A 23548-nucleotide genomic window follows, 5' to 3' on the forward strand; every position below is an offset into this window, starting at 1 on the left:
GCCCGATAAGCTCGGTTCGTGGCGACAACAGAGCAGCGGGAACCGATTCGGGCTTCGCTGGACAAGCAACCCCACGAGGTCGCGTCGATGTTCGACGGTGTGGCGAAGCGCTACGACCTCACCAACACGGTCATCTCCGCGGGCCAGGACCGGTACTGGCGGTGGGCCACCCGGCGCGCGCTGGCGCTGCGCCCGGGCGAGCGGGTGCTCGACCTGGCCGCCGGGACCGGGGTGTCCACGGTGGAGCTGGGCAAGTCCGGCGCCTGGTGTGTGGCCACCGACTTCTCCCAGGGCATGCTCGCGGCGGGCCGTTTCCGCCAGGTGCCCATGGTCGCGGGCGACGCGATGGCGCTGCCCTTCGCCGACAATTCCTTCGACGCGGTGACCATCTCCTTCGGCCTGCGCAATGTGGCCGATATCGATGTGGCGCTGCGCGAGATGCTGCGGGTGACCAAGCCGGGCGGCCGGGTGGTGGTGTGCGAGTTCTCCACGCCCGTGTTCGGGCCGTTCCGCACCGTCTACATGGAGTACCTGATGAAGGCGCTGCCCCGGGTGGCCAGGGCCGTCAGCTCCAATCCGGACGCCTACGTGTACCTGGCCGAGTCCATCCGGGCCTGGCCCAACCAGCGCAGGCTGGCCCGCCGCGTCGCGGACGCGGGCTGGGACTCGGTGCAGTGGCGCGACCTCACCGGCGGTGTGGTGGCCCTGCACCGCGGCTACAAACTGGCCTGAAACCCCCGCCGGGCCGGGGTGAGACCGATCACCCCGCGCCCGCGCCGACCCGGTGGCGATCGCCCGGCACATCCCCTGATCAGGGGCGATATTCCGGCAGCGACCTCACAGCGAAAATCTCGACCTGTGAGGTCGATTGTCACCTGGACATAACTTTCGGTAAATCCGGCGCAACGACGAGTACGGATGATCGAAGCCATGACAGGGGAAGCTGACATCCGCGGCGCGGACACTGTGCGTACGCAGTGTTCGTATTGCGGCGTCGGCTGCGGAATCGCCGTCGAGACCAAGACCGACCAGTCGGGCGCGCGGGTGATCGCGAAGGTCAGCGGCGACAAGCTGCATCCGGCCAACACGGGCAGGCTCTGCACCAAGGGCGCCACCCACGCCGAGCTGACCGCCGCGCCCGGCCGGATGGACACCGCCTACCACCGTCCCGAGCGCGATCAGGTGCCCGTGCCGCTCCCGGTGGACGAGGCGGTACACGAGACCGCGACCCGGCTGCGGGCCGTCCTCGACGCACACGGACCCGACGCCATCGCCCTCTATGTCTCCGGGCAGATGTCGCTGGAAGCGCAGTACCTGGCGACCAAGCTCGCCAAGGGCTACCTGCGGACCAAGCACATCGAGGCCAACTCGCGGCTGTGCATGGCCAGCGCGGGCACCGGCTACAAGCAGTCGCTCGGCGCCGACGGGCCACCCGGGTCCTACGACGACTTCGAGCACGCCGACCTGTTCTTCGTCAGCGGCGCCAATATGGCCGACTGCCACCCCATCCTCTACCTGCGGATGGCCGACCGGCTCAAGGCGGGCGCCAAGCTGATCGTGGTCGACCCGCGCCGCACCGACACCGCCGCCCGCGCCGACCTGTACCTGCAGATCGCCCCCGGCACCGACCTGGCCCTGCTCAACGGCCTGCTGCACCTGCTCGTCGCCGACGGCGCGATCGACACCGCGTTCATCGCCGCCCACACCGAGGGCTGGGAGGCGATGCCGGAGTTCCTGGCCGACTACCCGCCCGCCCGCGTCGCCGAGATCACCGGACTGGCCGAGGCCGACATCCGCACCGCCGCCACCATGATCGCCGAGGCGGGCGAGTGGATGTCGCTGTGGACGATGGGGCTGAACCAGTCCACCCACGGCACCTGGAACACCAACGCCCTGATCAACCTGCACCTGGCCACCGGCGCGATCTGCCGCCCCGGCAGCGGCCCGTTCTCGCTCACCGGCCAGCCCAATGCCATGGGCGGGCGCGAGATGGGCTACATGGGTCCCGGGTTGCCCGGTCAGCGCAGCCTGCTCTCCGCCGAGGACCGCGCGTTCGTCGAAACCGCGTGGGACCTGCCCGCGGGCACGCTGCGCGCCGAGGCGGGCCCCGGCACCATCGAGATGTTCCGCGACCTGGCCGAGGGCGAGATCAAGGCCGCCTGGATCATCTGCACCAATCCCGTCGCCACCGTGGCCAATCGCAAGACGGTGATCGCCGGGCTGGAGGCGGCCGAGCTGGTCGTGGTGCAGGACGCCTACACCGAGACCGCCACCAACGCCTACGCCGATCTGCTGCTGCCCGCCACGCTGTGGGCCGAAAGCGATGCGGTGATGGTGAATTCGGAACGCAACGTCACCTTGCTCCAGCAGTCGCTGGATCCGGTCGGTGACGCGCGCCCGGATTGGCTGCTGATCGCGCAGATCGCCACGGCCATGGGTTTCCCCGGCTTCGAGTTCGCCTCCAGCGCCGAGGTGTTCGCCGAACTGCGCCAGTTCACCAATCCCGCGACCGGTTACGACCTGAGCGGAATGAGCTACGAGCGGCTGCGCGAAGGGCCGATGCAGTGGCCGTGCGGTGACGACCGATCCCCGCGCAATCCGATTCGCTACCGCAACGACGGCACGCACCAGCCGCTGCACGTGGACGCCGACGGCACCACCCCGGCGCTGGCCTTCGCGACGCCGAGCCGACGCGCGGTGTTCTTCGCGCGACCGCACCTGCCCGCCGCCGAACTGCCCGACGATGACTACCCCTTCCTGCTCAATACCGGCCGCCTGCAACACCAGTGGCACACGATGACCAAGACCGGCAAGGTCGGCAAACTCACCAAGCTCACGGGTGAGCCGTTCGTCGAGATCCATCCCTCCGACGCGCAGCGCCTGGAACTGCGCGCCGGTGACCAGCTCGAGATCGCCTCCCGCCGGGGCCGCGCGGTGCTGCCGGTGCGGATCAGTGATCGGGTTCGTCCCGGTGATTGTTTTGCTCCTTTCCATTGGAATGACGAACAGGGCGAATATCTGACGATCAACGCTGTCACCAACGACGCGGTGGACCCGGCCTCACTGCAACCGGAGTTCAAGGCGTGCGCGGTGGCGCTGCGCCGGGTGGGTCCGGCCGCCGAACCCGAGCAGGCACCCGCCGCGCCGGTCGCGCACCCGCTGGCCGGAATTCTCGGCCTGGACGCGGGCACCGCGCCGACCCTGAACGAGACCGAACGCCTCTACCTCGGCGGCTACCTCGCCGCCCTCCAGTCGCTGCCGGTGACCGGTCAGCCGGTGCTGCCCGCGAGCGCACCCCTGTCGACACCGTCACGGCTCTGGGTCGACGGCCTGCTCGCCGGGATGTACTCGCGCGCCACCAGCACGGCCCCCGAACCCACCGCCGCGACGGCACCCACCCCGCTCACAGTCCTGTGGGCTTCGCAGACCGGCAATGCCGAGGACCTGGCCGCCACCGTCGCTTCCCGGCTCGCCGAAGCCGGATTCACCCCCGCCCTGCTCGACATGGACTCCTGCGAGCTGACCGCCCTCACCGGCGACATCCTCGTGGTGACCAGCACCTTCGGCGACGGCGGCCCGCCCGACAACGGCGCCGACTTCTGGACCCGGCTCGACGCCAGCGTCCTCCGTCTGACCGGCGTCCGCTACGCGGTTTTCGCACTGGGCGACTCCTCCTACGACGATTTCTGCGGCCACGGCCGCACACTGGACACGCTCTTCGCCGCCCGCGGCGCCCACCGCCTGCTCCCCCGCGTCGACAGCGAACCCGATTTCGCCGACGCCGCCGACCAGTGGCTCGACGAAGTGATCGTCGCCCTCGGTCCGACCGCGCCGGGCGACCCCGCTACCGGTACCCCACAGCCGAACCCGCAGGGTGGACCCGGTTCCGGCGAGACGGCCGACCCGGGACACCTGACCCCCGGCAACTCTGCCGGTCGCGGTTCCGCGAACGACCTGGCGAACGCGGGTTCGAGCCACCCGGGCGAACCGGGTTCCGCGAACGGTCCGGTCCGTTCGGGCGCAGGTCGGATACCCGCCGGGCGCGGTGGTGCGACCGTGCTCGATCGTTCCCAGGCAGGCACGCGCACCCAGCGGCCCGCTGCGGCTCCCTTCACCCGCCAGTCCCCTGTCCAGGCAACGCTGATGCGCAACGAGATCCTCAGCTCGCCCGGATCGTCGAAGGAAGTGCGGCGCTTCGGTTTCGACCTGCACGATCTGGAGGCCGGATACGAGGTGGGCGACTCGCTGGGTGTGCTGCCCGCCAACTGCTCCGATCTGGTCGAGGAGTGGCTCGCGGCCACCGGGCTGGACGGACACCGGACCGTCGAACTCGACAGCCGGGAACTGCCGCTCACCCAGGCGCTGCGGACGCACTTCGACATCACCAAGGTGAGTCAGGATCTGCTCGGCTTCATCGCCGAACGCAACCCGCACCCGCAGCTGGCCAAGCTGCTGCGCCGCGACAACCGCAACGAACTCGCCAGCTACCTGTGGGACCGCCAGGCCGTCGACGTGCTGCGCGACTTCCCCGTCCGCACCGATCTCGTCGACTGGCTCGGCGCACTGAAAAAGCTTCAGCCCCGCCAGTATTCGATCTCCTCCAGCCCGCTGACCACCCCGGACGAGGTACAGCTGACCGTCGGCGTGGTCCGCTACGGCGATCCCGTGGGTGAGACGGCCCGCCGTGGCGGCGTGTGCTCGACCTTCCTCGCAGACCGAGCCGGGGCCGAGGTACCGATCTTCCTACAGCGGGCGCCGCACTTCCGTCCGCCGCTGGACCCGACCGCGCCGATGATCATGGTGGGTCCCGGCACCGGGATCGCTCCTTTCCGTGGATTCCTGCACGAGCGCAGGGCGCTCGGCGCGACCGGCCGCAACTGGCTGTTCTTCGGCGACCAGCACGCCGCCCAGAACTTCTACTACCGCGCCGAACTGGAGGACATGTTCCGCTCGGGCTTCCTCACCCGGCTCGACCTCGCTTTCTCTCGCGACCAGCGCGAGCGGATCTATGTGCAGCACCGCATGATCGAGCACGGCGCCGAGCTGTGGGCCTGGCTGCGCGAGGGCGGCCACTTCTATGTGTGCGGGGACGCCGCCCGCATGGCCAAGGACGTCGACGACACCCTGCTGCGGATCGCCCGCATCCATGGCAAGCTCGACGAAGCCGCAGCGCTGGCCTTCAAGAAGCAGCTCGTCGCGGAGAAGCGCTACGTCCGCGACGTCTACTGACTCAGGCCGCCCGCACGGCGGGCGGGTTCAGCCGGGCGAAGTCGGGGAGCCGGTGGTACGGGTAGTAGGGGTAGGGCGGGGTGGTGGCGCTCGCGGCATCGAGGGCGGCCAGGTGCTGCGGGTCGAGCTGCCAGCCGACGGCGTCGAGGTTCTGCCGTAACTGCTCCTCGTTGCGGGCGCCGATCAAGACGGTGGCGACCGTGGGGCGGGTGAGCAGCCAGTTCAGCGCGATCTGCGGGACGCTGCGACCGGTCTCGGCGGAGATCCGGTCCAGGACGTCGACGACCGTGTAGAGATGCTCGTCGTCGACCGGCGGACCGGCCTGCGCCGTCTCGTGCAGTCGGCTGCCCGCTGGAAGGGGTTGTCCGCGCCGGACTTTGCCGGTGAGCCTGCCCCAGCCGAGCGGGCTCCACACGACCGCGCCGACCCCCTGGTCCGCGCCCAGGGGCAGTAGCTCCCATTCGTAGTCGCGGCCGACGAGCGAGTAGTAGACCTGGTGCGCCACCGGCTTTTCCAGGCCGAGCGCCTCGGCGGTGGACAACGTCTTCATGAGTTCCCACCCGGCGAAGTTGGAGACGCCCAGGTAGCGGATCTTGCCCGCGCGCACGAGATCGTCCAGTGCCGAAAGGGTTTCGGCGAGCGGGGTGCCCGCGTCGTAGGCGTGCAGTTGGAACAGGTCGAGGTAGTCGGTGCCGAGGCGACGCAGGGAGGCGTCGACGGCACGGAGGAGCCGGGCCCGGCTCGCACCGGCCTCGTGCGGACCCGGGCCGGTGGGCAGCGCGGACTTCGTGGACAGCAGGACCTGGTCGCGCCTGCCCTTGATCGCGGCGCCGAGCACTTCCTCCGAGGCGCCCTCGGAGTAGACGTCGGCGGTGTCGAAGAAGGTGACGCCCGCGTCCAGGCTGATGTCGACCAGGCGCCGGGCCTGGGCCGCATCGGTATCGCCCCAGGCGCTGAACAGGGCGCCGCGGCCACCGAAGGTACCGGCGCCGAAGCCGAGCGCGGGAACGAGAAGTCCGGATGCGCCGAGCCGACGGTATTCCATGAGAACTCCTAAAGGGTCTATAGTTCCGTTAACACGATCGACAGTACACCCGATCGCCGCTAAATGAAACAGGAGTTCCGTTATGGCGCACGACATTGCCTGGCCCGGCTCGGTTCGCCCAGGTGGACGCACTGCCCGGGTGCGCGAATCGGTGTTGGAGGTCGCCGGTGATCTGCTCGCCGAGCGCGGTTTTCCCGCCCTGGACCTCGCCGAGGTGGCGGCGACGGCCGGGGTCGGCAAGACCACCGTCTACCGGCGCTGGCGCACCCCGGCGGGCCTGGTCGCCGATCTGCTGATCGAGATGGCCGAGCAGTCGCTGCCGCGCGCCGACACCGGCGCCCTGCTCGACGACCTCACCGCCAATGCCCGCCTGGTCGCCGACACCCTGGCCGATCCCCGGCAGGGCAATCTGTTCCGCGCTGTCATCGCCGCCGCCACCGGCGACGAGACCACCGCCACCGCCCTGCACACCTTCTACGACACCCGACTCGCCGAATGGGCGCCCTGCGTGGAGGCCGCCGTGGAGCGTGGTGAAGCACCGCCGGGCACCGATCCGCGCGCGGTGCTCTCGGCGGTCTCGGCGCCGCTGTACTACCGATTACTCGCCAGCGGTGACCCGATCGACCAGGCCGCCGCCGACGCCGCCGCCCGCGCGGCCACCATCGCAGCCGCCGCGGGCACCTTCGTCGCCGAAAGCCGGGCGCATACGTAGACCAGCGCGATCACGTGGGCCGACGGCACCCGCAGGCCGACTACGCGGGTGCCGTGGTGCGCGACCGTCACCACCGGGCGGGTCGCCGTACCGCTCTGGGCTATGTCAGCGAACTGCTGGTTCCGCGGGGCGCCAGGCGGGATCGCGGCCCGCGAGGCCGAGCAGCCGGTCCAGCGCGGGGGCCGCGACATCGACTTCTACCACCGGACCGAAGAGGCCCGGGGTTCCCGCCGGGTCTGTGTCGCGCAGGAACTCGTGCAGGATCGCCAGATCGCGCGGATCGGCGTCGAAGGACTGTCCGGTCGACACGGCGAGGTCCCAGCCGTGGAGGACGAGTTCGTCCAGCGCGACGGTCGCCATGACCGGTGCGGGCAGGGTGATACCGCCCGCCTCGGCGTCGCCGTCCCAGGCGGCGGGTGCGCGCCAGGCGGCGGCGAGCGCGGTGAGGCGGGTGGGGATCAGGGCGCGCCAGTCGGCGGGCAGCGGATCGTCGAGGCTGGGCGGGGCGCTGGTGCCCACGGACTCCTTGGTGGCGGCCTGCCGGAATGCCTCGGTGAGGCCGACGACGTGCGCGAGCAGCTGCGACACCACGGTGTCGGCACACGGGGTGGGGGCGTCGAGCTGGTCGTCGGCGAGGCCGTCGACCACGGCGGCCAGGGACAGGGCGGCGGTGGCGAGATCGAATTGCGGTTCCATGCGGGCTCCTCGGCGACGACGGACGGCGTTACCGGTGCAGACGGCGCCCGTGCCCGGAATTCATCGGACCGCAGCTTGCCGAGTCGCACCGAGAGGCGCACGCTGGAATCGCAGGACCGATCACATCACCATGTCCGAGGTAATACCGAGGAGGATCGATGAGCGACACCGACCCCGCCCGCCCGCTGGACGAAGTCCCCGAGGCCGACCGCGTCGAGCAGGAACAATCGGCCTTCCGCGACGACGACGCGGACGATCCGGCCTTCGCCGACGCGGCCGACTACGACGAGGTCGCGGCGCGAGTCGCCCTGGACACCGGCAACGCGAACCCGGCCGACGTGATCGAGCAGACCATCGCCGTCCCCTACGAGGACGAGGAGATCGGCGCCGAGCGCTAGCCCGAGATCTTGGCGCGCACGGTCGCGTGCAGCTCGCGCAGGCTGGAACGTTCGGTCGCGACCTCGAGCACCCGCAGGCCGTGCGCGTCACCGGCCAGCTCCACCGCGAGTTCGGTGGGGTCGACCTGGCGGTGCGGGATGCGGTAGGCCGCGCACAGCGCCGCCAGATCCATGCCGTGCGGGGTGCCGAAGACCCGCTCGAACACGCCCGCGTACTGCGGGTCGCCCTGTTCGAGCAGCTCGAAGATGCCGCCGCCGTCGTCGTTGGCGACGACGATGGTGAGATTGTCCGGGCGCGGCTCGCCCCGGCCGATGAGCAGGCCGGACGCGTCGTGCAGGAAGGTCAGGTCGCCCATCATGGCGATGGTGCGGCCGGGATGGGCCAGCGCGGCGCCGACCGCGCCGGAGACCGTGCCGTCGATCCCGGCCACGCCCCGGTTGGACAGCACCCGCACGCCGGGGCGCGGCCGCGCGACCAGCGCGGCGTCACGCACCGGGTTCGAGGCGCCGAGCAGCAGCTGATCGCCCTCGCGCAGCGCGTCCATGACCACGGCGGCCACGTGCAAGCCGGTCGCCTTGGGGTGGGCGGCCAGCTCGTCGCGGACCACCGACCTGGCCTGCCGGTCGAGTTCGGCGCAGCGGGCCAGCCAGCCGGAATCCGGCGCGCCGCTGGTCACCGCGCGGGTGCCCGTGCCGACGACATTGCCGGACACATCGGGCCAGCGCGGGCCGGTGGTGAGCGCGTAGACGGTCACCTCCGGGTCGGCGAGCACGCGCGAGACCTGCCGGTGCAGGGTCGGACGGCCGGTGATGATCGCCTGGGTCGGCTTCAGCAGCGCCAACGCCAGCGGGTGCAGGGCCGGGCCATGCACGGGCGCGGTCGGCTCGGCCACGGTCGGCAGGGCGGCGAGTTCCGGACGCAGACCGGCGCCGTGGCCGGAGATGACCACCGTGTCGGGGGTGAGGTCGATATCGAGGGGGACGTCGAGGGTGGCGTACTGGGTCGCGGTCCAGGGCTTGTCGCCGTCGCGGCCCGGCGGCAGCGGGTCGGCGGCGAGTTCGGGGACCAGCGGCTCACGCAGCGGGATGTCGAACTGGACCGGTCCTGCGTTGCCCGAGCGGGTACCGCGCGCGGCGGCGAGCACCCGGCACACCGCCGAGCGCCACACGCTGTTCTGGCGCGGGTAGCTCTGCTCGCCCGCCTCGGCTTCGGCCAGCCCGAGGCTGATCGTGGCCCTGACCTGGCTGCCGAACAGCCCCATCTGCTCGACGGTCTGGTTGGCGCCGGTACCCAGCATCTCGTAGGGCCGGTTCGCGCTGACGACGATGAGCGGCACCCGCGCGTAGTTGGCCTCCAGCACGGCGGGGCCCAGGTTGGCGACCGCGGTCCCCGAGGTCATCACGACCGGCACCGGCCGCCCCGAGGACACCGCGAGCCCGATCGCGAGGAAGCCCGCGGTCCGCTCGTCGATGCGCATGTGCAGCCGCAGCTGCCCGGCCACGTCGGCCGCCTGCAGCGCGAAGGCCAGCGGGGCATTGCGCGAACCGGGGCACAGCACCACCTCGCGGACGCCGCCGCGCACGAGCTCGTCGACGACCACTCGTGCCTGCGCAGTAGACGGATTCACAAACCCCAGCCTGTCAGACCGGGATACGCACGTCTCCCCCTGGCCCGCGTTGGCTGCGTCACGGGCGCGTCGCCGAGGCCCTGTTCCGGGCTTACTCGACACTTCTTCCGGACAATTCTCCCGAATCGCACACCGGCCGACGCCTCTCTGTTCATAGGGTCGAGCGAAAATATTCGCGAATTCGCAACAGCATCACAAACAAAGAGAAATCCGATGCCGACCAAATGGCCTGGCACCGGATTTCTCCGGGTATTCGCGCAGCGACTCAGGCAGCGGGCTGCGTGAGATCCTGGATGCCGATGACGGATTCGATGATGTTGAGCACCGCGGAGGTGCCGCTGTCGACGGCGGCGCTGCCCGACTCGAGCACACCGAAGCCCGCGGCCGAGCCGGTGGTGAGGTCGGCGGAGCCGCTGGCCAGGTCGGCCGAGCCGCTGAAGGAACCGGTGCCGGAGCCCGTGTCGGCGCCCGCGATGGCGATGGGGCCGAGGAACATGGCGGCAGCGGCGGCAGCGGCGCCGGTGGCGGCGAGAGTCTTGCGAGAGATCATGAGAACCGAACTTCCTTTCAGCAATTCGCGTTTCGAACCGCTCGAAAGGCAACGTAATCGATGCGATCCGGAAGTTTCCACCGCCTCGACGACGCACTGATTTCCGGCTACTTCCGATTTTCCTGACGTTCACCCACACCGTTGTCCGTCTCACATTTTCCCGATCGGAATTTACCGCTGACCGAGAAATGATGTGGCGTGCGACTCCGCCACCGGCGTTACGTGAGTGTGGTCACCCGCGGACGTGAAAGGCCGGTGCGCCCCGGGATATCCCGGCGGCCGCACCGGCCTTCCGACGATCATCGGCGGGGGCTGCCCCGCCCGTGCTCAGCCCGCGTGCTTCTGCACCAGGTCGGCCACCCGCGGCAGCGCCTCGACGACGTGCTTCTTGGCGGAGCCACGCATCGACGAGTACACCTTCTGCAGAGCCGGACGCGAGGACGCCTCGGCCCGCGCGTCGGTGACCGCCAGCAGCGACTCGGCGACCTCGTCCGACTTCGACGTCAGCAGGTCGGCGAAGGTGCCGGTGCCCGAGGCGGTGAATTCGGCCCAGTACGGCTGGAGCTGGTCGAGCAGCTTGGGCGCCAGCGATGCGAGGGCATCCGGAACGATGGTCGGGCTGATCTTCTTGACCGCCGCGTACCCACCCTTCACGGCCAGGCCGGACGCACCACCTTTGTCCGAGACCTCGGCGTCGAGAACCTCGACGGCGTCAGCAAGGAAAGCCGGACGCTTGGTGTCGTCGAGCAGGGATTCAGACAGTGCTGCAACCACTTTCAGGTTCCTCCGGATCGGTTCGTTGAACGAGCAGCCGCAACTATACGCACCGGGTCGGTCCGGCACCGCGCGACCGCTCCACCTGCGGTGTCACGACCATGTACCACCGCGAGCGACTGTAGGGCAATAATCGGGGTCGTGACTTTCGATCCGAAGCTGTGGCGGCCCGTCCCCGGGTTCGAGGACCTGACCGACATCACCTATCACCGACATATCGAGCAGGGCACGGTGCGGGTGGCGTTCGACCGGCCCGAGGTGCGCAACGCGTTCCGGCCGCACACCGTCGACGAGCTCTATCGCGCCCTCGATCACGCGCGGATGTCCTCGGATGTGGGCGCGGTGCTGCTCACCGGCAACGGACCGAGCCCCAAGGACGGCGGCTGGGCCTTCTGCTCCGGCGGCGACCAGCGCATCCGCGGCCGCAACGGCTACCGGTACGCCGAGGGCGAGACCGCCGACACCGTCGACCCCGCGCGCGCGGGCCGCCTGCACATCCTCGAGGTGCAGCGGCTCATCCGCTTCATGCCCAAGGTCGTGATCGCGCTGGTGAACGGCTGGGCGGCCGGTGGCGGGCACAGCCTGCACGTGGTGTGCGATCTGACGCTGGCCTCGCGCGAGCACGCGCGGTTCAAGCAGACCGACGCCGACGTGGGCTCCTTCGACGGCGGCTACGGCAGTGCCTATCTGGCCAAGATGGTCGGCCAGAAGTTCGCGCGCGAGATCTTCTTCCTCGGCAGGCCGTACACGGCCGAGGAGATGCATCAGATGGGCGCGGTGAACAAGGTCGTCGACCACGACGAGCTGGAGAACGTCGCGCTGGAGTGGACCGCCGACATCAACGGCAAATCGCCGCAGGCCCAGCGCATGCTGAAGTACGCGTTCAACCTGCTCGACGACGGCCTGGTCGGTCAGCAGCTGTTCGCCGGGGAGGCGACCCGGCTGGCGTACATGACCGACGAGGCCGTGGAGGGCCGCGACTCGTTCCTGGAGAAACGCGCACCGGACTGGACCCCCTACCCCTGGTACTTCTGACGAGACAGGCGGACCCATGGAGATTCTCAACAGCCGGATCATCGTGCGGCCCAGCGATTACGCGCGCACGCTGGAGTTCTACCGGGACGGGCTCGGGCTGGCGATCGCCAGGGAGTACCCGGGCGGCACGGTGTTCTTCGCCGGGCAGTCGCTGCTCGAGGTCGCCGGGCACGGTGGCGGCGGGGAGCCGAGCAGTTTCGCGGGCGCGATCTGGTTGCAGGTGCGCGACATCGCCGACGCGGCGGCGGAATTGGCGCTGAAGGGAATCGCGATCGAGCGCCCGCCCGCGCTCGAACCATGGGGCCTGTGGGAGATGTGGGTGCGTGACCCGGACGGGGTGCCGCTGGTACTGGTGGAGGTTCCGGCCGAGCATCCGATCCGGCGCGATCAGCGCCGGTCCCCGGAGTGAGCTCGCCGCGGCCCGGCCGAGTTGCCGATCGGGGTCCGGCCGCGCACGATAGCTGCGAGCAAGCGCAAACAGACCCGTTGGCCGGGTCTTGTCGGTCGCATGACACGATCGAAGCCGTGAGGGCGCGCAGCAAGCTGTATCCGGAGGTGAAGGCGTGAGCAGAACGCTGCGGACGCTGCAGATGCCGACCGGTTCCGGTGTCGGCGAAGTGCTTCCCCACCTGCGGCAGGCGCTCGACGGCAGCGGCCCGGCCTGGCTGCCGATCCCCACCACCGATCGCCGCGAGGCACGCAGGCTCTCCGACGCGCTCAAGCCCGGCGATCCGATCGACGACGACGTCGCCCTGGTCGTGACGACCTCGGGCACCACCGGCATCCCCAAGGGCGCGCTGCTGGGCGCCGAGGCCCTGCGGGCCAGCGGCAACGCCACCCACGACCGACTCGGCGGACCCGGCAGCTGGCTGCTGGCCCTGCCCACCCACCACATCGCCGGGATCCAGGTGATGCTGCGCAGCATCCTGGCCGGGACCGAGCCGACCGTGCTGGACGTGTCGGGCGGATTCCTGCCCGAGGCGCTGGCCGGGGCCGTGGCCGCCATGCGCGGGCCGCGGCGCTACACCGCGCTGGTGCCCACACAGCTGATCAAGTCGCTGGACTCGCCGATCGCGGCCAAGGCGCTGGCCGAGCTGGACGCGGTGCTGGTCGGCGGGGCGGCCACGCCGCTGCCCGTCTACGACCGGGCCCGTGACCTGGGCATCAACGTGGTGCGCACCTACGGTATGAGCGAGACCTGCGGTGGCTGCGTCTACGAGGGCGTGCCGCTGGACGGCACCCTCATCCGGATCGAGGACGGCCGCGTGGTGCTGGGCGGGGCGATGGTCGCGCGCGGCTACCGCAATCTGCCCGATCATCCGGCCTTCGCCGAGCCCGGCTGGTTCCGCACCGAGGACGCGGGCACCTTCACCGACGGCGTGCTGACCATCTCCGGACGGCTCGACGAGGCCATCATGACCGGCGGCCTGCTGGTGATCCCGCAGGTGGTCGAGGCCGTGCTGGCCACCCACCCGGGCATTCGCGAGTGCATCGTGCTCGGACTGCCCGACGAGCGGCTGGGTCAGCGGGTGGCCGTGGCCGTGGTGCCCACACCGGGTGCCGCGCCGACACTGGACGAGCTGCGCGCGCACGTCGTGGCCGAACTGGATTCCATCGCCGCCCCCCGTGAGCTGGCCGTTCTCGACGAGATCCCGCTGCGCGGACCGGGCAAACCCGACCGGGCCGCGCTGCGCGCCCACCTGCAGGCCGACTCCGCGCGCTGACCCACCGGCTCTTGCACGGGCCGTGACATGCCGACGCAAGAGCCACGCAAGGCGGGGTGGGCACTGTAGGTCCCATGACTTACACACCCACTTCCGCGCTCGCCGTCGAGGCCGACGGCTTGGTCAAGGTGTTCGGCAAGCAGCGCGCCGTCGACGGGGTGAGCCTGGCCGTGCCGCGTGGCTCGGTCTACGGCGTGCTCGGACCCAACGGCGCGGGCAAGACCACCACCATCAAGATGCTGGCCACGCTGCTGCGTCCCGACGGCGGTAGCGCCCGGATCTTCGGCCACGACGTGGTCGCCCGACCCAATGCCGTGCGCTCGCTGGTCGGCGTCACCGGGCAGTACGCCTCGGTCGACGAGGAGCTCAGCGCCACCGAGAACCTCATCATCTTCGCCCGGCTGCTCGGCCTCAGCCGCCCCGACGCCCGGCGCCGGGCCGGTGAACTGCTCGACGAGTTCGACCTCGCCGAGGCCGCGAACAAACCGCTGAAGAACTTCTCCGGCGGTATGCGCAGGCGCCTCGACCTGGCCGCCAGCCTCATCGCCACCCCGCCGCTGCTGTTCCTCGACGAGCCGACCACCGGCCTGGACCCGCGCACCCGCGCCCAGATGTGGGACACCATCCGGCGCCTGGTGCGCGAGGGCGCCACGGTGCTGCTCACCACCCAGTACCTCGACGAGGCCGACCAGCTGGCCGACCGCATCGCCGTGATCGACCACGGCCGGGTGATCGCCGACGGCACCGCCGACGAGCTCAAGGCCTCCATCGGCGGGTCCTCGGTGCATCTCACCCTGGTCGACCGCGCCCAGCTCGACGAGGCCCGCCGCATCGTCGGCGACTTCCTCGGCGTGAGCGCGCAGATCAGTCCGGAGGCGGGTCGGCTCACCGCCGCGCTGCCCGATCCGAATCTCACCGCCGACCTGCTGATCCGCTTGCGCGACTGGGAGATCGGCGTCGAGGAGATCACCGTCAGCAAGCCGACCCTCGACGAGGTCTTCCTCACCATCACCGGCCACCCGGCCGAGGATTCCGACGACACCGAACGGAGCGCGGCATGACCGCAGTTCTCACGGCGCCCGCCCCCACCGCCGACCTCGCCGAGGTCAGCGACCGTCCGGGTCTGCGCGCGACCGTCTCCACCTCGTTCACCATGGCCTATCGCGGCCTGCTCAAGATCAAGCACAATCCCGAACAGCTCTTCGACGTGACGGTGCAGCCGATCCTGTTCACCGCGCTGTTCACCTACATCTTCGGCGGCGCCATCTCGGGCAGCGTCTCGAACTATCTGCCCGTGCTCATCCCCGGCATCCTGGTGCAGACCGTCGTGCTCACCTCGGTGGTCACCGGCACCCAGCTGCGCGAGGACATGGACAAGGGCGTGTTCGACCGCTTCAAATCCCTGCCCATCGCCCGCGTCTCGGCCCTGGCGGGCGCGCTGATCGCCGATATGGTGCGCTACGGCATCGCCTCCACGCTGACCATCATCGTGGGCCTGTGCCTGGGCTATCGGCCCGAGGGCGGCGTCACCGGTGTGCTCGCCGCCATCCTGATGGTCGTGGTGTGCTCGTTCGCGATCAGCTGGGTGTGGGCGCTGGTCGGCGTCACCGGCAAGAGCGCGGCCTCGGTGCAGGGCATCTCGATGATGGTGATGTTCCCGCTGACGTTCATGTCCGGCGCCTTCGCCCCGGTGAGCACCATGCCGGGCTGGATGCAGGGACTCAACCACGTCAACCCGGTGTACTACATGGTCAACGCCGCACGGGAGCTGATGAACGCCAACAGCTTCGGTGGTGACCTGGTGTGGTCGCTGCTCGGCGCGGTCGCGGTGATCGTGATCTTCGCGCCGCTGACCGTGCGCGCCTACATGCGCCGCGCCTGACAACCCACCCGCGACAACGGCATCCGGACGACTCCGGGTGCCGTTGTCGTGGATCAGGCCAGCGTGCCGACGATCTCGACGATGCGGTGCGCCGCGGCCGTGCGACGCACCGCGCCGGCGCGCTGCACGGCCCGCTCGATCGCCTCGGCGCCGACGGTCGCGCGGTGCAGGTCCAGGTGACGGGCCAGTTCCATCGACGGATTGTCCTGGCGGGCCACCGAGGTGGCGGCCAAGGCCAGCAGCTCCAGCCCGGCGGCGCGGTCGGTATCGGTGGCCAGCAGATAGGAACCCAGCGCGCAGCCCACCGCGCCGATCTGCGGCAGGTCGAAGTATTTCGTCAGCCGCTGGCTGGTCGCGGTGACGATGCTGTCGACCAGGTCGGCCGCCTCGTCCGCGCGGCCCTGCAGGACATAGGCGCTCAACGCGCCCGAGGCGACCATGAGCCCGCCGGGGCCGGGGGTGACGTCGAACTCCGGCCAGCCGAGCAGGTCCAGCGCGCGGCGGAAGTGCCCGAGTCCGGCGTCGATGTCACCGTCGGCCAGTTCGAGTTCGGCCACGGCCGTGGCGACGGTGGCGATGCGGTGGTTGCGACGGATGCCGGGGTCGTCGATCTGGCGGATGCCGGAATCGCTCGGGCGCAGGGCGAAGTCGAGTTCGGCCCTGGCCTCGGCCCGCCTGCCGCTACCGATCAGCGCGGCGGCCAGGTAGCACCGGCTCTCCATGATCTCGTCGTGGATGCGCAACCGGTCCATCAGGGCCAGCGAGCGGCGATAGTAGCGGACGGCCTCGTCGTAGCGCGCGGACTGGCCGCACAGCTGGGCCAGGTGCTGGCAGATGTTGGCCGCGCCCCAGACCTCGCCGGGACCGAGTTCGTCCAGCGCGCGCAGGGCATCGCGGGTCGAACCGCGCATATTGCCCAGGTTCTCCCAGAAGTTGGCGCGTCCGATCAGCGCGGCGACGCGCACCTGCGGTTGTGGCGAGCGCACCGAGTCGGCGAACAGGCGGCCCACCCGGTAGTCGCCCAGCGGCACACTGATCAACCGACCGAGGAACCACAGGCCGGGGTCGAGGCCGGGATGGGTGAGTAGGCGGCGGGCGCGCAACCGCACCGTCATCACCGGGCGGGTGTCGCCGCCGTTGAGGAACATCAGGTGCATCAGCGAGAGCACATGGGTGACCATCTGCAGGTCGGCGGCGTCGCCGGTGGTCGGTTCCGGCGGGGTGACGGCGACCACCCGCAGTGCCCAGCCGGTGAACTCCAGGTGCGCGCCGCGCATCATCCACAGCGTCGCGACCACCGGGAAGACCCCGTAGACGGTGGACGCGTCGCCGCGATCGGTCGCGGTGCGCAGTACGACGACCAGATTGTCCAGCTCGGCGCCCACCGCGAGCACCGCCGCCACCTGATCGCCCGCGCGGTAGGTGCGGATCGCGGCGGCGGCGAATTCCCGTGCCCACCGCCCCATCCGGTCGCGGACCAGCGCGGATTCGGCGCCGTCGGTCTCGGCGTCGATGGCCGCCAGCTGTTCGGCGCCGAATTCGCGGACGGTCTCGAGCATCCGGTAGCGGATGCTGCCGTCGTCGGGGTCGTCGAGCACGGTGAGCAGTGACTGGCCGACCAGCCCGTCGACGGCCATCGCCACATCGAGTACCTCGGCCCCGGCGGCGACCGCCTCCGCGGCGGACAAGGTGAACCCGGCCGGGAAGCGCGACAGCCTGCGCAACACCACCTGCTGATCGGGTTCGAGCAGATTCCAACTCCAGGCGATCACCGCGTGCAGGGTGCGATGCCGGTGCGGCGCGGCCCGATCGCCGCTGCGCAACAGGGCGAAACGGTGCTCGAGTCGGGTCTCGATCTCGGCCACGCTCATGGTGCGCACCCGCGCGGCGGCGAGTTCGATCGCCAGCGGCAGGCCGTCGAGCGTGCGGCACAGGCGCGCCACCGTCTCCGGGTCCAGGCGCACCTCGGGTCGCACCGCGCGGGCGCGGGCGCGGAACAGGTCGGTCGCGGGCGAACCCGCCGCGTCGATGGCCAGTGGCGCCAGCGGGTAGACGGTCTCGGCGGTGATCGCCAGTGGCGAACGGCTGGTGGTGAGCACGGTCAGGCCCGCGCAGACGCCGACGAGGTCGGAGACCAGGTCGGCGGCGGCCTCGATGACGTGCTCGCAGTTGTCCAGGATGAGTAGCGTCGGCCGCGCGTCGAGGGCCTCGCGCAACCGCCTGCCCGCGTCGACGGCGCGGCCCGCGCGCAACTGCGCCGAATCGCTGAGCTCGCCCAGGCCCATCACGTACCCGATCGCGGCCTCGATATCGACGCGCGCTTCGGCGCCCGAACTCGATTCGCCCTGTACCGAGGCCAATTCGACCAGCACCACCGGCATCGTGCGGCCCAGCCGCGCCCCGACCGCGTTGGCGACCCGGGTCTTGCCGGTCCCGCCGGGACCGAGGATCGTGGTGACCCGCGACTGTTCGACCATGGCGGCGATGGCGTCGAGATCGTCGGCGCGGCCGAGCAGTTCGTTGGGGGCGGCGCGCAGGCCGAGGGCGGTGGGCAGAGCGGAGTCGGCGCGACCGTCAGACCGGGCCGCGCCCGGCCGGAGGTCACCGATCTCGGCCTGGCCGCTCGGGTCGTCGACCATCCGCCCTGCACTGGTTCCAGACGAGTCGGCGCCGCGATGATCCCCGGCTGCGCCGCTCGACCAGCCTGTCTCGACCGGGGCGGTGGTGCCGGGATCGACCGTCTTCTCCGATGGACGCCGCGTCGGCGCGCTGGGCGCGGAGCGGTTCGGGTGGGTCCCGGTAGCAAGGCCGGGTAGCGGGATCGGGTCGCCGCGCAGGATCGAGGTGTTGAGGGCGAGCAGGGCCGGGCCGGGGTCGGCGCCCAGTTCTTCGATGAGGCGCAGGCGGTAGGTGGCGAAGACCTCGAGCGCGTCGGCGGTGCGGTCCGCGGCGGCGAGCAGGCGGATCAGGGTGGTGTGGGCGGGTTCGTCGAGCGGTTGGGCGTCGACGGCGGCGCGGGCGAGGGTGAGGGCGGCGGGGAGGTCACCCTGGACGGTGCGGGCGGCCAGTTCGATGCGGTCCAGATCGCGGCGCAGGTGGTCGGCGGCCGCGCGCAGGTCGTCGGCGGGGGCCGAGTCGGGCAGGTCGGCGCCGGGTTCGCCCCGCCACAGGGCGCGGGCGCGGGTGAGCGCGGACAGACAGTCGGCCAGCTCCCCGGCCGCGAGTCGCTTGTCGGCGCGGCGGGCCAGGGCCTGGGCGGCGGTCAGGTCGACGTCGTCCTCGGGCAGGGTCAGCCGGTATCCGGCGGGCCCGATCTCCAGCGCGCCCTCGGGCAGCAGCGCCCGCAGCCGCGAGACCTGCGTGTGCAGGGCGTTCATCGGCGCGCGCGGTGGCTGCTCACCCCAGACCTCCTCGACCAGCGCCTGGGCGCTGCGGGCCCGGCCGGGACGCACCGCGAGCGCGGTCAGCAGCAGGCGGGCTCGGGCGCCGGGAAGCGGGCGCAGCGAGCCGTCGCGACGGATCGCGATCACACCGAGCACGCCGACAACGGCGGCGTCGGCGGCGGGAGGCGGCCCTCCCGGACCAGGGTGCTGTGCAGACATGCCGGAAGTCATCGTATGTCGCGCACCGGCGACGCGTCGTCGCGAATTGTCACCACCCCGGCCTAGGCTGACGTCCATGGGCGACTTCGAGGTGATTCGGCGCACCAGCATCGCCGCCGCACCGGACCGCATCCGCGGCTATATCGACAATTTCCACCAGTGGCTGCTCTGGTCACCGTGGGAGGACGCCGACCCCCAGCTGGCCCGCACCTACACCGGACCCGAATCCGGCGTCGGCGCGCGCTATGCCTGGCGCGGCAATCGCAAGGCGGGCGCGGGCACCATGGAGATCAAGGCCGACGCCGAGCGCGAGATCGGCATCGAGCTCACCTTCGAGAAACCGTTCAAGGCCACCAACTTCGTCACCTTCACCCTCGTCCCCAGCGGCGCGAACACCGAGGTCACCTGGACGATGACCGGCACCCACTCGGGCCTGATGGGTGTGCTGGGCAAGGTCTTCCCGATCGACAACATGATCGGCAAGGATTTCGACAAGGGCCTGGCCCGGCTCAAGACACTCGCCGAATCCGCCTAGTCCCCGGCACGCGGCTAGGCTTCGGACCATGGCTACAGCTGCGGAATGGATCGAGGGCGCCCGGCCGCGGACGCTGCCCAACGCGATCGCGCCGGTCCTGGCGGGCACCGGTGCCGCCGCGTCGATCGACGGCGCCGTCTGGTGGAAAGCGATACTGGCCCTGGTCGTTTCGCTGGCCCTGATCGTGGGCGTGAACTACGCCAACGACTACTCCGACGGCATCCGCGGCACCGACGACGTGCGCGTCGGCCCGCTGCGCCTGGTCGGTTCGAAGCTGGCCTCCCCCACCGCCGTTCGCACCGCCGCGGTGCTCAGCCTGGCCCTCGGCGCGGTCGCTGGCCTGGTGCTGGCGGTGACGACGGCCTGGTGGCTGGTGCTGATCGGCGCGCTGTGCCTGGCCGGGGCCTGGTTCTACACCGGCGGCAGCAAGCCCTACGGCTACAGCGGTTTCGGCGAGATCGCGGTGTTCGTGTTCTTCGGCCTGATCGCGGTGCTGGGCACGCAGTATGTGCAGGCGCTGCGGGTCGACTGGGTCGGGCTGCTGCTCGCCATCGGTGTCGGCGCGTTCTCCAGCGCGGTCCTGGTGGCCAACAACCTGCGCGACATCCCCACCGACACCGAGTCCGGGAAGGTCACCCTCGCGGTGAAACTCGGCGACGCCCACACCCGTACCCTGCACCTTGCCCTGCTGGCCGTGCCGTTCGTCCTCAGCCTCGCACTGGTGGCCCGCACCCCGTTTGCCCTGGTAGGTCTGCTGGCCGCCCCGCTCGCCGTGCGCGCCAATGCCCCGGTCCGCACCGGCAAGAACGGCCTCGAATTGATTCCCGCCCTCCGCGATTCCGGCCTCGCTCTGCTGGCGTGGTCGGCACTGAGCGCCTTGGCCGTCGGCCTGGGCTGAGTCCGGCCCGCGCGCTCAGGCCGGTAGCCGCTCCGGCTCTTCGGAGGACCGGTTCGGCGGAACATGGGCCCGGATCAGCTCGGCCAGATGGCGCCCCGTCCGGTCCAGCGGTTCCGCGCTGCGCTGCGCCAGTGACATCACCACCGCACCCTCGATCGCCGCGATCACCGTGGTCGCCAGAGACAGCGCGGTCTCCGGTGCCACCTGCTCGGCGCGTAGCCGCGCGGCCAGCGCCTGCTCCCAGTCGTCGAACGCCGCACCGGCCGCGTCGGCGGCCTCGGGCGCTTCCGAACGCCCCAGCGCGGCGGCCACGACCGGGCAGCCCGCGAGGAAATCACTCGATTCCACGACCGTCTTCCACGCCTCGGTGAACGAGGTGATGGTCGCCTCGGGATCGGATCGGCGGCCGAAGGTCTCGATCAGCCCGGTCATCGCGCACCCGGCCACCCTGGTCGCCTCGGTGATCAGCTCGGATTTGCCGCCGGGGAAGTTCAGGTAGACCGTCCGGCGCGAGATCCCGCTGTGGTCGAGCAGCCGGGTGACGCCGGTCCCGGCCACGCCATAGCGGCGCACCAGATCGATCGCGCTCTGCACGAGTCCGTCACGCGCTGCCATCGGCGTCCTTTCGTTCGGTCGATTGAAGTATACCGATCGGTGTACTACCGTCGGGCCAGTACACCGATCGGTGTACTTCAATGCGGAGGAGTCGACGATGACAGCCCTGAGCGATCCGCTCGCCCTGCCCTGCGGCCAGGTGCTGCCCAACCGGCTGATGAAGGCCGCGCTCAGCGAGGGCCTCGGCACCGCGGATTTCGGCCCCGACGAGCGCCTCGAACGGCTCTACCGCCGCTGGGGCACGGGCGGCTTCGGCCTCATCGTCACCGGCAATGTGATGGTCGACCGCACCCAGCTCGGCGAGCCGGGCAATGTCGTCGTCGAGGACGATCGTCACCTCGGCGCGCTGCACCGCTGGGCCGAGACCGCCAAGGCGGGCGGCGCGCGCGTCTGGATGCAGATCAACCACCCCGGCCGCCAAGCCAACCCGCTCGCCTCCAAGGCGCAGCCGGTCGCGCCCTCGGCCATCGCGCTCGACATCCCCGGCCTGCCCACACCCCGCGAGCTCACCGACGCCGAGATCACCGATCTCGTGCGCCGCTACGCCACCACCGCGCGCGTCGCCGAGGCCGCCGGTTTCGACGGTGTGCAGATCCACGGCGCGCACGGCTATCTGGTCTCGCAGTTCCTCTCGCCGCTGGCCAACCAGCGCACCGACCGCTGGGGTGGTGACGCGCGGCGCCGCGCCCGCTTCGTGCTCGAGGTGGTGCGCGCGATCCGCGCCGAGGTGGCCGATTCCTTCGCGGTCGCGATCAAGCTCAACTCCGCGGACTTCCAGCGCGGCGGCTTCAGCGAGGACGAGTCACGCGCGGTGATCAGCCTGCTGGCCGCCGAACGGCTCGACCTGATCGAGATCAGCGGCGGCAGCTACGAATCGCCCGCGATGATGGGCAGGCCGGTCACCCGTTCGGCGAGCACGGCCGCGCGCGAGGCGTACTTCCTCGACTACGCGCAGTCGGTCCGCACCCTGGCCGGATCGGTGCCGCTGGCGGTCACCGGCGGCTTCCGCACCCGCTCGGCGATGGACGCCGCGGTCGACTCGCACGAATGCGATGTGGTCGGCCTGGGCCGCCCCAGCACCCTCACCCCCGACGCGGCCGACGATCTGCTGCGTGGCCGCACCAGCAGGCTGCACTCGCCACAGATCTCGCTGCGCCTGCCCGCCGCGCTGATGGCCATGGCGAGCATCAAGGCCATGGAAGGCGCGCTGGACCTGCAGTGGCACACCGACCAACTGCACCGCCTCGGCGCGGGCGACGACCCCGATCCCGGCCGCACGCCGTGGTTCACCGCCGCGACCATGCTCAAGCGCAACGGCTTCGACGCGTTCCGCAGCAGAAGAGGTTCGACCACGAAGAAGGACCCCGCCCAGCGCAAGTTCGAGATCGAACGCGCCGTCGGCCGCTATCTGGGCAATCCCGTGGTGCGCGGGCTGAGCCGGATCGGCGTGCGCACCACCTTCGCCACCGAACTGGAGACCACCGGCCGCAAGTCGGGTCAGGCCAGGATCGTGCCGGTCTCGGTGTCCTTCGACGACACCGGCGCCTGGGTGATCAGCCAGCACGGCACCCGCTCGGGCTGGGCGGCCAATATCGGCGCCGAGCCGAAAGTCCGGGTGCGCCAGGGCGATCGCTGGCGCACCGGGGTGGCGCAGCTGCGCCCGAGCGACGACGTGGCCGCCCGGGCCCGAAGCTTCGCCCCGAATCCGGTGTTCGCCGGGCTCACGGCGGCGACGTTCCGCGCGCTGGCCAGCGACCCGGTCTCGGTGCGGATCACCTTCACCGACTAGTCGCCGTCGGGCACCAGGATGCCGAGCACCCAGTTGACCAGCGTGATGATGACACCGCCCCACAGCGCGGCCCAGAAACCGTCCACGCGCAGGCCGTAGTCGGTGATCTCGGTGATCTTGGCGGTGAGCCAGAGCATGCCCGCGTTGACCACCAGCAGGAACAGCCCGAGAGTGAGGATCACGAAGGGCAGGGACAGGAGTTTCACGATCGGCTTGATCACCGCGTTCACGGCGGTGAACACCAGCGCGACGAGCACGATGACCAGGGCCTTGCCCCAGTTGCCCCATTCCTGGGACCAGTCCGGCGGCACGTAGATGTCGATTTTGTCGATCCACGCGGCCGCTGCCCAGATGGCAACGGCGTTGATGACCAACCGTATTGCTAGCTGCATACCCGCCATGCTAGGCCCGGAATCGGACATCGCGGCGGGTCTGA

General features: G+C 70.7%; 20 protein-coding genes. 12 read left to right on the forward strand and 8 right to left on the reverse strand.

The genetic code is table 11. The features are described from left to right. The first annotated feature begins 18 nt into the window (after positions 1-18). Together QC180_RS05570 and QC180_RS05575 are read left to right on the forward strand one after the other, a co-directional pair. On the forward strand, positions 19-732 hold the full coding sequence (locus tag QC180_RS05570; protein WP_278261502.1) for a demethylmenaquinone methyltransferase: 714 nt from the start codon (positions 19-21) through the stop codon (positions 730-732). A 186-nt stretch (positions 733-918) separates the two neighbouring features. Further along, positions 919-5229: a molybdopterin-dependent oxidoreductase gene (locus QC180_RS05575; RefSeq protein ID WP_474646391.1), complete on the forward strand. Its 4311-nt coding sequence runs from the start codon at positions 919-921 to the stop codon at positions 5227-5229. 1 nt (position 5230) lies between these two features. On the opposite strand, the gene QC180_RS05580 is transcribed toward QC180_RS05575, so the two are convergent. Beyond that, positions 5231-6274, reverse strand: a complete 1044-nt coding sequence (locus tag QC180_RS05580) for an aldo/keto reductase (protein ID WP_278261504.1) — start codon at positions 6272-6274, stop codon at positions 5231-5233. 82 nt (positions 6275-6356) lie between these two features. Between QC180_RS05580 and QC180_RS05585 the strand changes: the two genes are divergently transcribed. Then, the gene (locus tag QC180_RS05585) at positions 6357-6986 is read left to right on the forward strand and encodes a TetR/AcrR family transcriptional regulator (RefSeq protein ID WP_278261505.1); all 630 of its coding nucleotides are present in this window, start codon (positions 6357-6359) and stop codon (positions 6984-6986) included. A 105-nt stretch (positions 6987-7091) separates the two neighbouring features. On the opposite strand, the gene QC180_RS05590 is transcribed toward QC180_RS05585, so the two are convergent. Beyond that, entirely contained in the window at positions 7092-7682 is a 591-nt protein-coding gene (locus QC180_RS05590; RefSeq protein WP_278261506.1) for a TIGR03086 family metal-binding protein, read from the reverse strand. A gap of 158 nt (positions 7683-7840) precedes the next feature. On the opposite strand from QC180_RS05590, the gene QC180_RS05595 reads away from it, so the two are divergent. Then, positions 7841-8080 carry a hypothetical protein gene (locus QC180_RS05595; RefSeq protein ID WP_278261507.1) on the forward strand — a complete coding sequence of 80 codons (240 nt, stop codon included), beginning with the start codon at positions 7841-7843 and terminating at the stop codon, positions 8078-8080. On the opposite strand, the gene menD is transcribed toward QC180_RS05595, so the two are convergent. From menD to QC180_RS05610, 3 genes are all read right to left on the reverse strand, one after another. Then, the gene (gene menD / locus QC180_RS05600) at positions 8077-9708 is read right to left on the reverse strand and encodes a 2-succinyl-5-enolpyruvyl-6-hydroxy-3-cyclohexene-1-carboxylic-acid synthase (protein ID WP_278261508.1); all 1632 of its coding nucleotides are present in this window, start codon (positions 9706-9708) and stop codon (positions 8077-8079) included. The genes QC180_RS05595 and menD overlap by 4 nt on opposite strands. A gap of 265 nt (positions 9709-9973) precedes the next feature. Beyond that, entirely contained in the window at positions 9974-10258 is a 285-nt protein-coding gene (locus QC180_RS05605; RefSeq protein ID WP_278261509.1) for a hypothetical protein, read from the reverse strand. A gap of 327 nt (positions 10259-10585) precedes the next feature. Beyond that, a complete protein-coding gene (locus tag QC180_RS05610; RefSeq protein ID WP_278261510.1) occupies positions 10586-11032 on the reverse strand; it encodes a DUF6918 family protein in 447 nt (148 codons plus the stop codon). A 141-nt stretch (positions 11033-11173) separates the two neighbouring features. Here QC180_RS05610 and QC180_RS05615 point away from each other — a divergent pair, with 141 nt between their 5' ends. The 5 genes from QC180_RS05615 to QC180_RS05635 all read left to right on the forward strand — a co-directional run bounded on the left by QC180_RS05615 (position 11174) and on the right by QC180_RS05635 (position 15673). Then, the gene (locus QC180_RS05615; protein WP_278261511.1) at positions 11174-12067 is read left to right on the forward strand and encodes a 1,4-dihydroxy-2-naphthoyl-CoA synthase; all 894 of its coding nucleotides are present in this window, start codon (positions 11174-11176) and stop codon (positions 12065-12067) included. Positions 12068-12083: 16 nt separating this feature from the next. Beyond that, positions 12084-12476, forward strand: coding sequence for a VOC family protein (locus tag QC180_RS05620; protein ID WP_278261512.1), 393 nt, complete (start codon positions 12084-12086; stop codon positions 12474-12476). 181 nt (positions 12477-12657) lie between these two features. Next, positions 12658-13791, forward strand: coding sequence for an o-succinylbenzoate--CoA ligase (gene menE / locus QC180_RS05625; RefSeq protein ID WP_278261895.1), 1134 nt, complete (start codon positions 12658-12660; stop codon positions 13789-13791). A gap of 74 nt (positions 13792-13865) precedes the next feature. Further along, positions 13866-14852, forward strand: coding sequence for an ATP-binding cassette domain-containing protein (locus tag QC180_RS05630; protein ID WP_278261513.1), 987 nt, complete (start codon positions 13866-13868; stop codon positions 14850-14852). Next, entirely contained in the window at positions 14849-15673 is an 825-nt protein-coding gene (locus QC180_RS05635; RefSeq protein WP_278261514.1) for an ABC transporter permease, read from the forward strand. The genes QC180_RS05630 and QC180_RS05635 overlap by 4 nt, the downstream gene beginning before the upstream one ends. Positions 15674-15726: 53 nt before the next feature. Here the strand turns inward: QC180_RS05635 and QC180_RS05640 are convergent, their stop codons facing one another. Beyond that, on the reverse strand, positions 15727-19275 hold the full coding sequence (locus tag QC180_RS05640; protein ID WP_278261515.1) for an AfsR/SARP family transcriptional regulator: 3549 nt from the start codon (positions 19273-19275) through the stop codon (positions 15727-15729). A 76-nt stretch (positions 19276-19351) separates the two neighbouring features. Here QC180_RS05640 and QC180_RS05645 point away from each other — a divergent pair, with 76 nt between their 5' ends. After that, on the forward strand, positions 19352-19810 hold the full coding sequence (locus QC180_RS05645) for an SRPBCC family protein (RefSeq protein ID WP_278261516.1): 459 nt from the start codon (positions 19352-19354) through the stop codon (positions 19808-19810). A gap of 28 nt (positions 19811-19838) precedes the next feature. Next, positions 19839-20708, forward strand: a complete 870-nt coding sequence (locus tag QC180_RS05650) for a 1,4-dihydroxy-2-naphthoate polyprenyltransferase (protein ID WP_278261517.1) — start codon at positions 19839-19841, stop codon at positions 20706-20708. A 15-nt stretch (positions 20709-20723) separates the two neighbouring features. Here QC180_RS05650 and QC180_RS05655 read toward each other — a convergent pair whose 3' ends face one another. Beyond that, positions 20724-21323 (reverse strand): TetR/AcrR family transcriptional regulator, encoded by a 600-nt coding sequence (locus QC180_RS05655; RefSeq protein WP_278261518.1) that lies wholly within the window; start codon positions 21321-21323, stop codon positions 20724-20726. A 97-nt stretch (positions 21324-21420) separates the two neighbouring features. On the opposite strand from QC180_RS05655, the gene QC180_RS05660 reads away from it, so the two are divergent. After that, positions 21421-23112 (forward strand): nitroreductase family deazaflavin-dependent oxidoreductase, encoded by a 1692-nt coding sequence (locus tag QC180_RS05660; protein WP_278261519.1) that lies wholly within the window; start codon positions 21421-21423, stop codon positions 23110-23112. Here QC180_RS05660 and QC180_RS05665 read toward each other — a convergent pair. Then, a complete protein-coding gene (locus QC180_RS05665) occupies positions 23109-23504 on the reverse strand; it encodes a phage holin family protein (protein ID WP_278261520.1) in 396 nt (131 codons plus the stop codon). The two genes, QC180_RS05660 and QC180_RS05665, sit on opposite strands and share 4 nt — an antisense overlap. Positions 23505-23548 lie beyond the last annotated feature (44 nt).

Source organism: Nocardia anocheti (assembly GCF_029675105.1).
Taxonomy (GTDB): Bacteria; Actinomycetota; Actinomycetes; order Mycobacteriales; family Mycobacteriaceae; genus Nocardia.

Coding starts and splice junctions, on each gene's coding strand:
- QC180_RS05575 (WP_474646391.1), top strand. CDS start 919: ATGATCGAAGCCATGACAGGGGAAGCTGACATCCGCGGCGCGGACACT.
- QC180_RS05580 (WP_278261504.1), bottom strand. CDS start 6,274: ATGGAATACCGTCGGCTCGGCGCATCCGGACTTCTCGTTCCCGCGCTC.
- QC180_RS05585 (WP_278261505.1), top strand. CDS start 6,357: ATGGCGCACGACATTGCCTGGCCCGGCTCGGTTCGCCCAGGTGGACGC.
- QC180_RS05590 (WP_278261506.1), bottom strand. CDS start 7,682: ATGGAACCGCAATTCGATCTCGCCACCGCCGCCCTGTCCCTGGCCGCC.
- QC180_RS05595 (WP_278261507.1), top strand. CDS start 7,841: ATGAGCGACACCGACCCCGCCCGCCCGCTGGACGAAGTCCCCGAGGCC.
- QC180_RS05605 (WP_278261509.1), bottom strand. CDS start 10,258: ATGATCTCTCGCAAGACTCTCGCCGCCACCGGCGCCGCTGCCGCCGCT.
- QC180_RS05620 (WP_278261512.1), top strand. CDS start 12,084: ATGGAGATTCTCAACAGCCGGATCATCGTGCGGCCCAGCGATTACGCG.
- menE (WP_278261895.1), top strand. CDS start 12,658: ATGCCGACCGGTTCCGGTGTCGGCGAAGTGCTTCCCCACCTGCGGCAG.
- QC180_RS05630 (WP_278261513.1), top strand. CDS start 13,866: ATGACTTACACACCCACTTCCGCGCTCGCCGTCGAGGCCGACGGCTTG.
- QC180_RS05635 (WP_278261514.1), top strand. CDS start 14,849: ATGACCGCAGTTCTCACGGCGCCCGCCCCCACCGCCGACCTCGCCGAG.
- QC180_RS05640 (WP_278261515.1), bottom strand. CDS start 19,275: ATGTCTGCACAGCACCCTGGTCCGGGAGGGCCGCCTCCCGCCGCCGAC.
- QC180_RS05645 (WP_278261516.1), top strand. CDS start 19,352: ATGGGCGACTTCGAGGTGATTCGGCGCACCAGCATCGCCGCCGCACCG.
- QC180_RS05650 (WP_278261517.1), top strand. CDS start 19,839: ATGGCTACAGCTGCGGAATGGATCGAGGGCGCCCGGCCGCGGACGCTG.
- QC180_RS05655 (WP_278261518.1), bottom strand. CDS start 21,323: ATGGCAGCGCGTGACGGACTCGTGCAGAGCGCGATCGATCTGGTGCGC.
- QC180_RS05660 (WP_278261519.1), top strand. CDS start 21,421: ATGACAGCCCTGAGCGATCCGCTCGCCCTGCCCTGCGGCCAGGTGCTG.
- QC180_RS05665 (WP_278261520.1), bottom strand. CDS start 23,504: ATGCAGCTAGCAATACGGTTGGTCATCAACGCCGTTGCCATCTGGGCA.